The organism is Microbacterium sp. PF5 (assembly GCF_004794315.1).
Taxonomy (GTDB): Bacteria; Actinomycetota; Actinomycetes; order Actinomycetales; family Microbacteriaceae; genus Microbacterium; species Microbacterium sufflavum.
In genome coordinates this window covers 30749-42686 of sequence record NZ_SSDQ01000071.1, presented here as the reverse complement: position 1 = coordinate 42686, position 11938 = coordinate 30749, and the positions used below count along the sequence as shown (strand labels likewise).

Genomic DNA, 11938 nt, shown 5'->3' with positions numbered 1-11938 from the left:
CATGGCACGCCGCCGAGCCCGACCCCCGCGCGCGCCGCGGATGAACCGCCGCACCACCGCCCTCGCGGCGCTGTATGCGGCGGTCGTCGTGCTCTACGCGCTGCTCGTGCCCCTGCAGACCGTACTCTCCGGCACCCCCCTGCCGCTGACGTTCCTCGTCGGCGCGGCGCTGTGCGGAGCGCCGCTCGTCGCCCTCGCCCGACCGCGCACGGCCATCGCGCTGTTCACCGCCGCGACCTTCACCCTGCCGCTCCTCGTGGTCCCCGCGCAGGCCATCCAGTCGCCGTGGCCCTGGTCGGTGCCGGCACTGCTCACCTTCGTCCTGTTCGTGGGGGTCGTGACCTTCGTGCACGGCCCCCGCCTCGGAGCCGTCGCCCTCGTGCTCGGGGCCCTCACGTCGCTCACCGCTCCGCTGCTGCGAGCGGACATGGTCGCCAGCGACGCGTCCGCCGGGAGTGCGACCGCCGACCTCATCGTGACGTCGTCGCTCGCCGCGGCCATGTACCTCATCGCGGTGCTCGTCGCCGGACGTGTCCGCGTGGCCCAGGAGCTCACGCGCGAGCGGGAGCACAGCGCGCTGGAGGAGTCGCGCCGCGCCCTCGTCGAGGAGCGCACACGGATCGCGCGCGAGCTGCACGACGTGGTGGCGCACAGCATGTCGGTCATCCAGGTGCAGGCGTCCACCGCGCGATACCGGATCCCCGGTCTCGACGACACCGCGACGGCCGAGTTCGAGGACATCGCCGCGACCGCCCGCACCTCGCTCACCGAGATGCGGCGCATGCTGGGGGTGCTGCGCACGGAGGACCAGCACGCCGAACTCGCCCCGCAGCAGGGCCTGGACGACGTCCCCGCGCTCGTCGACAGCATCCGCCGCGCCGGCGTCGAGGTGGGGCTCGTGATGGAGGGCACGGATGCCGCGTCCGCCGCGGAGCCCACCGTGCAGATCGCCGCGTTCCGCATCGTGCAGGAGGCGCTGAGCAACGCCGTCCGTCACGCGCCGGGGGCCCGTGTCACGGTGCGCGTGCACGCGGACTCGGCGGCGCTGCGGCTCGTCGTGCAGAACGCCGCGCCGCCGCGACCGCCGGAAGCCCACCCCGGCGGCTACGGGCTGCGGGGAATGCGCGAGCGCGCGGAGATCCTCGGCGGCAGCCTCTCCGCCGGCCCCACGGACGACGGCGGGTGGCGCGTCGAGGCGACCCTCCCCCTGGCCAACGGCTCGACCCCGACCACCGCCGACCACGGCATGACGGCAGCCCCACCGGCCGCAGCAGACGAGGAGACCCCGTGACGATCAGCGTGCTCATCGCCGACGACCAGGCGATGGTCCGTGCGGGTTTCGCCGCCCTTCTCGACGCCCACGACGGGATCCGCGTGGCCGGACAGGCCGCGAACGGCGCCGAGGCCGTGGCGCTGTCCGCCCGGCTCGATCCGGACGTGATCCTGATGGACGTGCGGATGCCGGAGCTCGACGGCATCGAGGCCACGCGCCGCATCCTCGGCACGTCGTATCCCGCCGCTCACGTGCCGCGCATCCTGATGCTCACGACGTTCGACATCGACGACTACGTCTACGACGCGCTGGAGGCGGGCGCGAGCGGCTTCCTGCTCAAGGACGCCCTGCCCGAGGAGCTCGTGCACGCGGTGCGGGTGGTCGCGGGCGGCGACGCCCTGCTGGCTCCGAGCGTCACCCGCCGCATGATCGAGCAGTTCGCCGGACGCCGCCCGCGCGCCCCCCGCTCCGCGACCGTGCTGGCGGAGCTGACCGATCGCGAGCGCGAGGTGCTGGTGCTGATCGGTCGCGGCCGGTCGAACTCCGAGATCGCCACGGACCTCTTCATCGCGGAGCAGACCGTGAAGACGCACGTGGGCAAGGTGCTGTCCAAGCTCGGCCTGCGCGACCGCGTCCACGCGGTGATCCTCGCTTACGACACCGGGCTGGTCGAGCCCTCGTCCTGACTCCCCCCACGGTAGGGGTCTGATCGACACCGCAGGGTGATGCCGCCGCGGACACCCCGTCCCTAGCCTCCGAGGACACCGTTCCGAGGAGGACTCATGGCCATCGTCCAGGCGCTGCCCGCCGCCGCTCCCCCGCCCGCGCCGTCCGCACGACGCGACACCGGCATCGACTTCATCCGCGCGCTCTGCGTGCTCGGCGTGGTGGTGCTGCACGCCATCATGGTGGGCGTCACGGTGGCCGACGGCGCCCCGGTGTTCGAGAACGCGAGCGACGGCACGGGATGGATCGCACCGCTCAGCTGGGTGCTGCAGGTCATGCCGCTGTTCTTCGTGATCGGAGGGTTCTCCGGGCTGCTCGCCTCCCGTCGGCTGCGGGCGAGGGGCGCGAGCACCCTCGACTTCCTGACCGCACGGGTACACCGGCTGCTGCGTCCCGCAGTCATCACGGTCGCCGCGGTCGGCGTGGCACTGGCCGTCCTGACGCTCCTCGGCGTGCCGGCCGAGCTGATCGCGGTCGCAGGCTTCCGCTACGGGCAGCCCCTGTGGTTCCTCGGGGTCTTCCTGCTGTGCCAGCTGCTGCTGCCCGCCCTGGCGGCCCTCCACGAGCGTGCTCCGCTGCGCACGATCGGAGCGCTCGCGGCCGCCTCAGTCGCGGTGGATGCGCTACGCGGCGTGACCGGCGTGGCAGGACTGGGGTTCCTCAACCTCGCCTTCGTCTGGCTCACGCTGCAGCAGCTCGGATTCTTCCTCGCCGACGGGCGCATCGACGCCCTCGCCCGCCGCACCCGGGTCGCCGTCACCGCGGGCGCCGGAGTGCTCCTCACCGTGCTCTTCGTCGCCGGCGTGTACTCCCCCGACCTCATCGCCAACATCAACCCGCCCACCGCCGCGCTCCTGCTGGTCGGCGTGGTCCACACGGGCCTGCTGTCCCTGCACCGCGAGCGGATCGCCCGGGCGAGCAGCACCGCCGCGGCGGCCGCGTTCACGCGATTCGTCACCCGCCGCACGATGACGATCTACCTGTGGCACATGCCCGTGCTGCTGGCGATGGCCGGCGTGACCGCAGTCGTCGCCCTCGGCACCGGTGCCGCTCTCCCGGCGCTCGACGGCCCGGAGTGGTGGCTGACACGCCCGCTGTGGCTGCTGTCGGCGCTGGCCCTGACCGCAGGGGTGGCCGTCGCCGTCGACCGCTTCGAACGACAGCCGGCGCCGACGGGCACCCGATCGTCCGGGCGGCTGGTCTCGGCCGGGCTGCTCGGGCTCGGCGGCGTGGTGCTGCTGCTGGTCGTGGGCACGTCCGTCACGACCGCGGTCGTGGCCGTGGCCCTGCTGATGGCCGCGCTGCGCCTCGCCAGGGCGGCCGAACCGGTGCCAGCGCTCGCGGTCGGGTGAGGCTCAGGCCACGCCGCGCGCGGCGAGGGCGTCGCCCACCCGGTCGGCGTGCCGGAGGGTGAGCACGAGGAGCGGCACCGCCGCGCGCGGCCCCAGGCGCACCCCTCGAGCGCGCTCGGCCTCACGGAGCCGGTGGACGAACGCCGCGACCACCGGCACCATCGTGAGCGTGAGCGACAGCGTCAGCGCGACGACCTCCGGATCGACACCCCAGCGACGCAGCGGCCGCAGCACCGTCTGCAGCACATCGAGCAGGTCGGACATCCGGGTGGTCATCGTCACCAGTGCGGCGACGAGCAGCAGCGCCGCGACCCGACCGGCACCGACCCACGCGGCGATCGGCGAGACGAACACCGCCAGCATCACCCCCAGCACGAGGAGGATCCATCGCAACCGCCACAGTTCGACGAGCAGCGTGCGCGGACTCTGCCCTCCGAGCGGATAGAGCACGACCGTGGCGGCGAGGGCCACGCTCACGACGACGGGCTGCGGCGGAAGCAGGGTCAGACCGAGCGCGCAGAGCACGAGCCCCGCGAGCTTCACCCCCGCCGGCAGGCGATGCAGCACGCTCGTGCCGGGGCGGTAGAGCGAGATCACGCGGACACCCGGCAGTACTCGTCGATCACCGCATCCGGGTGACCCACGGCCACGGCTCGCCCGCCCTCGAACAGCACGGCCAGGTCGCAGCGCGCGGCCAGGTCGAGGTCGTGCGTGGCCACCACGACCTGCGCCTCCTGCGCCATCAGCAGCTCCGCGATGCGCCGGGCGTTGCGCCGGTCGAGAAGCGTGGTCGGCTCGTCGGCCACGAGCAGCCGCGGCTCGGTCACGAGCACGGCCGCCAGCGCGAGCAGCTGCTTCTGCCCGCCGGACAGCGACGACGCCGGCACGTCCGCGTGCGCCTCGAGCCCATGCACCGCGAGGGTCTCGCGCACGCGTCGGTCGACCTCCGCGCGCGGGAGGCCCCGCAGCGACAGGGCGAGATCTTCCGCGGGCGTCGGCATGAGGATCTGCGCGTCGGGATCCGTGAACACGAAGCCGACGCGGCGTCGGAGCTCCCGCGTGTCGCGCACCACGTCGAGCCCGTGCACGACCGCAGTGCCCGCCGTCGGCACGACCAGGCCGTCCAGCACACGCGCGAACGTCGACTTTCCCGAGCCGTTCGCTCCGATCACGGCGATGCGTCGTGCCGTGAGGTCGAGGCTCACGTCATCGAGGATCGCCCGGCCGTCGACCTCCACCCGCACGTGCTCCAGCACGATCGATGCGGCGGCTTCCTCGGCCCGACGCTGCTCGCGCACTCCCACCTCCTGAACACCGTTCACCTGAACGCCGTTCACTATAGTGGGGTCATGACCCCCGAGCCCAATCCGGCCCGACACGACCGCGACAGCGTCGCCCGCAGCGCTCTCGCCCTGCTCGACGAGGTCGGTCTGGCCGACCTCTCGATGCGGCGCATCGCCGCGCGGCTCGACGTGCAGCCCAGTGCTCTCTACTGGCACTTCGCGAGCAAGCAGGAGCTGCTCGCCGATCTCGCCGATCGCATCACCGCGAGCCTCCCCCGCGGAACCACCGGCGTCCTCGCCACCGCCCGCGGCCTGCGGGATGCTCTGTTCGCCCACCGCGACGGCGCCGAGCTCGTGCTGAGCACCTACGCGCTCCAGCTCGGCTCGGCGCACGCGCTCGACGCGCTCATCGCCGCGCTGCGGAGCGACGGCGCCGACGATCCCGAAACCCGCGCGACCGCGATCCTTCACTTCGTCCTCGGCCACGCGACGCTCGTGCAGCAGCGCATGCACGCCGACAGCCACGGCGCCCTGCCACCCTCGGACGAGATCGACGTCACGGCGGGTCTCGACCGCGCGTTCGACCTGGGCGTGCGGGCGCTCGCGGGCGAGGTCAGCGCACTGCGGGCTCCGCGGCGTGCCCGAGCCTGAGACCCGGCACGAGCGCCAGCAGCACGAGACCGAGACCGAACGCGAACACCACGCCGAAGGCACCAGGACCGCCGCCGAGGGTGGCCACGGCGAGCCCCGCGACCGCGATCGCGACCGCGGACCCCGTCGCGTCGGAGATCGACAGCGCCGAGGAGTTGAACCCCTGGTTCGACTCGTCCGAGTAGGCCAGCGTGAGCACCGTCAGGCGCGGATACAGCAGCCCCATGCCGCCACCCGCGAACGCCCACCCGAGGATCACCACGACGGGCGACACCGGGAACACGGCCGCCGCGAGCACCGCCAGCATCGCCACCAGGAGGGCTCCGAGGCTCAGCAGCGTGATGCGGCGGTTGCCCAGCCGCTCGCCGTAGCGCCCCTGCAGCGCCGAGGCTCCAGCCCACGCGAACGCGGCGAGCATGAGCGCCACCCCCGCCCACGTGGCGGTGAAGTCGTACTTCCGGATGAGCAGGTAGGGGATGTAGGCCTCCGCCGCGAAGAACGCGCCGGCCGCCACGCCGCGCATCAGCACGACGCTGGGCAACCCGGCTCCCGCGCGAAGGGTACGGGCGGGGAGCAGCGGCAGCACCGCGACGCCGATCCCGAGGATCGCGGCCACGGCGACCGGCCAGCGCACCCCGTCGTCGAGCTCGGCCGAGACGCCGATCACCACCGCCAGCGCCGCCACCACGACGGCCAGCAGCAAGCGGAGGCGCAGCGCACGCCGGTCCTGGGGTTCGCCGCCGCCCAGGTCGACACCACGCAGCCGGACCGCGATCATCAGGAAGGCGATCGCGGTGAGCACCGCGACGCCCAGGAACGCCCAGCGCCAGTGCAGGTACTCCGCGACCGCTCCCGCGAGGAACGGCCCCACCATCGACGGGACGACCCAGGCGGCCGCGAACGCCGCGAACACGCGCCCGTGCAGCTCCGGCGGGTAGAGCCGCGCGACCACGACGTACAGCGCGACCGTCTGACCGCCGGTGCCGAGCCCCTGCACGAGCCGACCGATCAGGAACTGCGGCATCGACGTCGCGAAGCCCGAGATCAGCAGGCCGACGATGAACAGCGCCACCGCCACGTACAGCGCGCCGCGCGGCCCGCGCGCGTCGGACCAGGCACCGGTCGCGACCATCCCGATCACGCTCGTCGCAAGGGTGCCGGCGAACGCGACGGCGAACAGCGCCTCACCGTCGAGCGCCGCACTCACGATCGGCATGACCGTGGTGACCGCGAGCGCCTCGATCGCGGCGAGGAAGATGAGCGCGACCGCGCCCACCGTCACCCAGATTCGGCCGCGATCCCAGATCGATGCGACGGGCTGCGGCGCGGTCATCGCTCCACGAGCGCGGCGATCCGCTCGACGGCCTCCGTCAGGATCTCCGGGCTCGTCCCGAAGTTCAGTCGCACGTGGCCCGCTCCCTCGGTGCCGAACGCCGGGCCGAAGTGCAGGGCGACCTTCGCATCCCGCAGGATCCGCCTGGCCGGGTTGTCGCCCCAGCCCAGAGCCGACAGGTCGATCCAGGCCAGGTAGCCCGCGTCCGGGATCCGGTAGCGGGCACCGGGAAGATGCCGCGCCAGCAGGTCCTCCAGGAGCACGCGGTTCTGGTCGAGCGTGTCGAGCAGCCCGTCCAGCCACGCATCGCTCTCCTCCGCGAACGCTGCGACCGAGGCGAGCAGACCGAACTGACCGGTGCGCCACTCGACCTCCACGGGGAGCCCTCGCACCACGGCGCTGGTGTCGTCGTCGGCCGTGACCATCAGCGCACACTTCAGGCCGGCGAGGTTGAACGCCTTGCTGGCGCTCACGACCGCATAGCCGACGCGTGCGGCCGTCTCGCTCGCCGCGAGGAAGGGCGTGAACCCGGTCCCCGGCTGGGCGAGCGGCGCGTGGATCTCGTCGGACACGACGGCGGCGCCGTACTCGGCAGCGATCTCCGCCAGCGCGGCGAGGGCGTCTCGGTCGTGCACCGTGCCGGTCGGGTTGTGCGGGTTGCACAGCAGGATCGCGGTCGCACCGTCGTCGAACGCCCCGCGGATCCCGTCGAGGTCGAGCTCCCACCCCGTGCCCGTGTCGCGCAGCGGCACCCGCAGCACCTCCGCACCGGCCTCCTCCACGAGGTCGTAGAACGGCGGGTACACGGGCGGGGTGACGACGACCCGCTCCCCCGGCTGCGTCACGCGGCGCAGGATCTCCACGATGCCCATGCTCACGTCGGCCGTGCTGCGAGTGCGTGCGGGATCCACCGCCCAGTCGTAACGGCGGCGCGCGAAGCCCGCGAACGCCTCGGCCAGCGGCGTCTTCGAGGCGATGTACCCGGTGTCGCCACGCTCGACCGCACGGTGCAGGGCCGCGGTGATCGCGGGGGCGAGGGGGAAGTCGGTCTCGGCGACGAAGAGCGGAAGCACATCGGCGGGGTACTCGCGCCACTTCTCGCTGCTGCGCTCACGGAGCTCCGCCAGGGACAGGGCCTGAACATGCAACATTCGATCTCCCGAGTTCTCGTCCCCGCCTCACCGCGGAGTCAGCGAAGCGGGCGCGTCTCCGCGCCCGCTTCGTCGTGCATCACTGTGTCTTCAGCGTCAGATCGCGAATCCCAGCGCGCGCATCATGTCGCGCCCGTCGTCCGTGATCCGCTCCGGACCCCACGGCGGCATCCACACCCAGTTGATGCGGAACCGGTCCACGACGTTGTCGAGAGCCTGCGCGGTCTGGTCTTCGAGGACGTCGGTCAGCGGGCAGCCCGCGCTGGTCAACGTCATGTGGATGACGAGAGCATCGTTCTCGTCATCCCAGGCGAGGTCGTAGATGAGGCCGAGGTCGACGACGTTGATCCCGAGCTCCGGGTCCATGACGTCCTTGAGCGCCTCGGTGACCGCGTCGTACTTCTCATCCGTGAGGGTCGCTGTCATACGGCTCAGCCTACGCCTCGATCGGGGCGGAAGGGTCGAGGAACCGGTCGTAGCCCTCGTTCTCCAGCCGGTCGGCGAGCTCGGGCCCGCCCTCTTCGACGATCTTGCCCGCGACGACGACGTGCACGAAGTCGGGGCGGATGTACCGCAGGATCCGGGTGTAGTGCGTGATCAGGAGCACGCCGAGTCCCGTGGACTCCTTGGCACGGTTCACGCCCTCGGACACGATCTTCAGCGCGTCGACGTCGAGACCCGAGTCGGTCTCGTCGAGCACGGCGAACTTCGGCTTGAGCACCTCGAGCTGCAGGATCTCGTGGCGCTTCTTCTCGCCGCCGGAGAAGCCCTCGTTGACGTTGCGCTGCGCGAACTTCGGGTCCATGCGCAGGTTCGCCATGGACTCCTTGACGTCCTTGGTCCACTGGCGGATCGAGGGCGCCTCGCCGTCGAGCGCGGTCTTCGCCGTGCGCAGGAAGTTCGTCACGGTGACGCCGGGGATCTCCACCGGGTACTGCATCGCGAGGAAGAGCCCGGCGCGGGCGCGCTCGTCGACGCTCATCGCCAGCACGTCCTCACCGTCGAACGTGATCGAGCCGGAGGTCACCGTGTACTTCGGGTGACCGGCGATCGTGTAGGCCAGGGTCGACTTGCCCGAGCCGTTGGGGCCCATGATGGCGTGGGTCTCACCGGTGTTCATGGTGAGGGTGATTCCGTTGAGGATCGGGGTGGTCCCCGCCTCGGTCTCGACCGTCACGTGCAGGTCGCGGATCTCGAGAACAGACATTCTTCAGACTTCCTTCGTCACAGCAGGATCGATGAGCACGTCGTCGCCGTCGATCTCGACGACATAGACCGGGACGGGCTCGTAAGCGGGGAGGTTCTGGGGCTTGCCGGTGATCAGGGAGAAGGCCGAGCCGTGAGCCCAGCACTCCACCGTGTCGCCTTCCACGAAGCCCTCGGACAGCGAGATGTCGCCGTGCGTGCAGGTGTCGCCGATGGCGTGGATCACGCCATCGCCGTCCTTGATCACCGTGATGGGCACGCCGCCCGGCTCGACGCGGAGCGGGGTGTCCTGCTCCAGGTCGGAGACCGCGCAGACGCGCTCGGCGGTCACGCGTCCACCTCGGCGAGCTCGGCCTCGATGGCGGCGAGCAGCTCCGCCTCGAGCGTCGGGATACCGAGGCGCAGCACGATGTCGGTGAGGAAGCCGAGCACGACGAGACGCCGCGCCTCCTCCTCCGGGATGCCGCGGGCCTGCAGGTAGAAGAGCTGCTCGTCGTCGAAGCGACCGGTCGCACTCGCGTGGCCCGCGCCGACGATGTCGCCCGTCTCGATCTCGAGGTTCGGGATCGAGTCGGCGCGCGCCCCCTCGGTGAGCACCAGGTTGCGGTTCGCCTCGTACGAGTCGGTGCCCGTGGCGTCGGCGCCGATCAGCACGTCGCCGATCCACACACTGTGCGCGCTCGCGCCCTGGAGGGCACCCTTGTAGAGCACGTCGCCCGTGGTGTGCGGACCCTTGTGGTGCAGGTAGACCTGGCTCTCCAGGTGCTGCCCGGCGTCCGCGTACGACAGCCCGTAGAGGTAGCCCTCGGAACCCGCGCCCGCGAGCTCCACGCTCGGGTTCACGCGCACGAGGCCGCCGCCGAAGCTCACCACGAAATGCTTGAGCGTGGCGTCGGAGCCGACGCGGGCCTGGTGCGCGGCCGCGTGCACCGCGTCGTCCTCCCATTGCTGCACCGTGACCACGGTGAGCTTCGCGCCATCGCGGACGATGATCTCCACGTTCTGCGCGTACTGCGCGGAACCCTTGTGCTGCAGCACCACGGTCGCGACGCTGTGCTCCAGCGCCTCGATCACGATGTGGGCGTCGGCGCGGCGGTCGGCACCCGTACCCGTGACGGAGATGAAGATCGGCTCGGCGACCTCCTCCTCACGCGGGATGCGCACGTGCACCGCCTCGCTCGCACCCTGCCAGGCGACGGCGGCCGTGATGTCCTCGGGGAGGAAGACCTCGCCGCGCGGAGCGGCGCCGATGGCGAGCGGTCCTGCCACGTACTGCCCGCCGGAGCTGAAGGCGTACGCGACGCCGTCGTTCGCCTCTGCCGTCTGGAACAGCGGCGTCAGCTGCGCGACCGGCGTGTGCTTCCAGTTGACCTCACGGCCGCTGGGGGCGCCGAAGTCGTCCGGGTCGTACGAGTGCGGGCGCTCGGAGCGCGTCTGCACCGGGACGAATCCGGCGTCGGCGACCTGGGCGGCCGGGTCGATGTGCGCGTTCGTGTGCTGCGCCTCCGTGGGCGCTGTCGTCGAGGCCGCCATTTAGCCGACCGATCCTTCCATGCCCATCTCGATGAGCTTGTTCAGTTCCATCGCGTACTCCATCGGCAGCTCGCGCGCGATCGGCTCGATGAAGCCGCGCACGATCATCGCCATCGCCTCGTCCTCGGGCATGCCGCGGGACTGGAGGTAGAAGAGCTGCTCCTCGCTGACCTTCGAGACCGTGGCCTCGTGGCCGAGCTGCACGTCGTCGACGCGGATGTCGATCGCCGGGTAGGTGTCGGAGCGCGACTTCGTGTCCACGAGCAGCGCGTCGCAACGGACGGTGTTCGCCGAGTGGTGGGCGTTGGCGTCGACGCGGACCTCACCGCGGTAGCCGGCGCGACCGCCGCCGCGGGCGATCGACTTCGAGACGATCGACGACTGCGTGTACGGCGCCATGTGGATCATCTTGGCGCCCGCGTCCTGGTGCTGACCGGGACCGGCGAAGGCGACCGAGAGGGTCTCGCCCTTCGCGTGCTCGCCCATCAGGTAGATCGACGGGTACTTCATCGTCACCTTGGAGCCGATGTTGCCGTCGACCCACTCCATGGTCGCGCCCTCGTGTGCCACGGCGCGCTTGGTGACCAGGTTGTAGACGTTGTTCGACCAGTTCTGGATCGTCGTGTAGCGCACGCGGGCGTTCTTCTTCACGATGATCTCGACCACGGCCGAGTGCAGCGAGTCGGACTTGTAGATCGGAGCCGTGCAGCCCTCGATGTAGTGGACGTAGCTGTCCTCGTCGGCGATGATCAGGGTCCGCTCGAACTGGCCCATGTTCTCGGTGTTGATGCGGAAGTACGCCTGCAGCGGGATCTCGACGTGCACGCCCTTCGGGACGTAGACGAACGAGCCGCCCGACCACACGGCCGTGTTGAGTGCGGCGAACTTGTTGTCGCCAGCCGGGATGACCGTGCCGAAGTACTCCTCGAAGAACTCGGGGTGCTCGCGCAGCGCCGTGTCGGTGTCCATGAAGATGACGCCCTGGGCCTCGAGGTCCTCGCGGATCTGGTGGTACACGACCTCGGATTCGTACTGCGCGGCGACGCCGGCCACGAGGCGCTGGCGCTCTGCCTCGGGGATGCCCAGGCGCTCGTACGTCTCGCGGATCTCCTCGGGGAGGTCCTCCCAGCTCTGCGCCTGCTTCTCGGTGGAGCGGACGAAGTACTTGATGTTGTCGAAGTCGATGTCGCTGAGGTCGGCGCCCCACGTCGGCATCGGCTTGCGACCGAAGAGCTGATACCCCTTCAGACGGGTCTTCAGCATCCACTCGGGCTCGTTCTTGAGGGCAGAGATCCCGCGGACCACCTCTTCGGAGATGCCGCGTTTCGCCACGGCACCCGCGGCGTCCTCATCGTGCCAGCCGAACTCGTACACCCCCAGACCGTCAAGCTCCGGGCGGTCGATCAGCACATCCGACATGCAACACTCTC

The 11938-nt window shown here is 71.2% G+C and carries 13 protein-coding genes; 4 read left to right on the top strand and 9 right to left on the bottom strand.

All coding sequences use genetic code 11. From position 1 onward, the window contains the following. Window position 1: 1 nt before the first annotated feature. From DW297_RS05495 to DW297_RS05485, 3 genes are all read left to right on the top strand, one after another. Window positions 2-1291: a sensor histidine kinase gene (locus DW297_RS05495; RefSeq protein WP_136030178.1), complete on the top strand. Its 1290-nt coding sequence runs from the start codon at window positions 2-4 to the stop codon at window positions 1289-1291. Beyond that, window positions 1288-1959 (top strand): response regulator, encoded by a 672-nt coding sequence (locus DW297_RS05490; protein ID WP_136030177.1) that lies wholly within the window; start codon window positions 1288-1290, stop codon window positions 1957-1959. Before DW297_RS05495 ends, DW297_RS05490 begins: the two co-directional genes overlap by 4 nt. Window positions 1960-2055: 96 nt before the next feature. Next, entirely contained in the window at window positions 2056-3351 is a 1296-nt protein-coding gene (locus DW297_RS05485; RefSeq protein ID WP_136030175.1) for an acyltransferase family protein, read from the top strand. A gap of 3 nt (window positions 3352-3354) precedes the next feature. Here DW297_RS05485 and DW297_RS05480 read toward each other — a convergent pair whose 3' ends face one another. Both DW297_RS05480 and DW297_RS05475 read right to left on the bottom strand, forming a co-directional pair. After that, entirely contained in the window at window positions 3355-3948 is a 594-nt protein-coding gene (locus tag DW297_RS05480) for an energy-coupling factor transporter transmembrane component T family protein (protein WP_136030173.1), read from the bottom strand. Beyond that, entirely contained in the window at window positions 3945-4649 is a 705-nt protein-coding gene (locus DW297_RS05475; protein WP_205828235.1) for an energy-coupling factor ABC transporter ATP-binding protein, read from the bottom strand. The genes DW297_RS05480 and DW297_RS05475 overlap by 4 nt, the downstream gene beginning before the upstream one ends. A gap of 51 nt (window positions 4650-4700) precedes the next feature. Between DW297_RS05475 and DW297_RS05470 the strand changes: the two genes are divergently transcribed. Further along, window positions 4701-5285 (top strand): TetR family transcriptional regulator, encoded by a 585-nt coding sequence (locus DW297_RS05470; protein ID WP_136030171.1) that lies wholly within the window; start codon window positions 4701-4703, stop codon window positions 5283-5285. Here DW297_RS05470 and DW297_RS05465 read toward each other — a convergent pair. The 7 genes from DW297_RS05465 to sufB all read right to left on the bottom strand — a co-directional run bounded on the left by DW297_RS05465 (window position 5248) and on the right by sufB (window position 11927). Beyond that, the gene (locus DW297_RS05465; RefSeq protein ID WP_136030169.1) at window positions 5248-6618 is read right to left on the bottom strand and encodes an MFS transporter; all 1371 of its coding nucleotides are present in this window, start codon (window positions 6616-6618) and stop codon (window positions 5248-5250) included. The genes DW297_RS05470 and DW297_RS05465 overlap by 38 nt on opposite strands. After that, window positions 6615-7769, bottom strand: a complete 1155-nt coding sequence (locus DW297_RS05460) for a MalY/PatB family protein (protein WP_136030167.1) — start codon at window positions 7767-7769, stop codon at window positions 6615-6617. The genes DW297_RS05465 and DW297_RS05460 overlap by 4 nt, the downstream gene beginning before the upstream one ends. Before the next feature lie 96 nt (window positions 7770-7865). After that, the gene (locus DW297_RS05455) at window positions 7866-8195 is read right to left on the bottom strand and encodes a metal-sulfur cluster assembly factor (protein ID WP_017202280.1); all 330 of its coding nucleotides are present in this window, start codon (window positions 8193-8195) and stop codon (window positions 7866-7868) included. A gap of 10 nt (window positions 8196-8205) precedes the next feature. Next, window positions 8206-8976 carry a Fe-S cluster assembly ATPase SufC gene (gene sufC / locus DW297_RS05450; RefSeq protein ID WP_101845421.1) on the bottom strand — a complete coding sequence of 257 codons (771 nt, stop codon included), beginning with the start codon at window positions 8974-8976 and terminating at the stop codon, window positions 8206-8208. A 3-nt stretch (window positions 8977-8979) separates the two neighbouring features. Next, window positions 8980-9306, bottom strand: coding sequence for a non-heme iron oxygenase ferredoxin subunit (locus tag DW297_RS05445; protein ID WP_136030165.1), 327 nt, complete (start codon window positions 9304-9306; stop codon window positions 8980-8982). Beyond that, window positions 9303-10508: a Fe-S cluster assembly protein SufD gene (gene sufD, locus DW297_RS05440; protein WP_136030163.1), complete on the bottom strand. Its 1206-nt coding sequence runs from the start codon at window positions 10506-10508 to the stop codon at window positions 9303-9305. Before sufD ends, DW297_RS05445 begins: the two co-directional genes overlap by 4 nt. After that, window positions 10509-11927 (bottom strand): Fe-S cluster assembly protein SufB, encoded by a 1419-nt coding sequence (sufB, locus tag DW297_RS05435; RefSeq protein ID WP_136030161.1) that lies wholly within the window; start codon window positions 11925-11927, stop codon window positions 10509-10511. Between the last annotated feature and the right edge of the window lie 11 nt (window positions 11928-11938).

Bases quoted from the DNA above. Each gene is read 5' to 3' on its own strand.
- DW297_RS05495 (WP_136030178.1), top strand. From the start codon at position 2: ATGGCACGCCGCCGAGCCCGACCCCCGCGCGCGCCGCGGATGAACCGC.
- DW297_RS05485 (WP_136030175.1), top strand. From the start codon at position 2,056: ATGGCCATCGTCCAGGCGCTGCCCGCCGCCGCTCCCCCGCCCGCGCCG.
- DW297_RS05470 (WP_136030171.1), top strand. From the start codon at position 4,701: ATGACCCCCGAGCCCAATCCGGCCCGACACGACCGCGACAGCGTCGCC.
- DW297_RS05465 (WP_136030169.1), bottom strand. From the start codon at position 6,618: ATGACCGCGCCGCAGCCCGTCGCATCGATCTGGGATCGCGGCCGAATC.
- DW297_RS05460 (WP_136030167.1), bottom strand. From the start codon at position 7,769: ATGTTGCATGTTCAGGCCCTGTCCCTGGCGGAGCTCCGTGAGCGCAGC.
- DW297_RS05455 (WP_017202280.1), bottom strand. From the start codon at position 8,195: ATGACAGCGACCCTCACGGATGAGAAGTACGACGCGGTCACCGAGGCG.
- sufC (WP_101845421.1), bottom strand. From the start codon at position 8,976: ATGTCTGTTCTCGAGATCCGCGACCTGCACGTGACGGTCGAGACCGAG.
- sufD (WP_136030163.1), bottom strand. From the start codon at position 10,508: ATGGCGGCCTCGACGACAGCGCCCACGGAGGCGCAGCACACGAACGCG.
- sufB (WP_136030161.1), bottom strand. From the start codon at position 11,927: ATGTCGGATGTGCTGATCGACCGCCCGGAGCTTGACGGTCTGGGGGTG.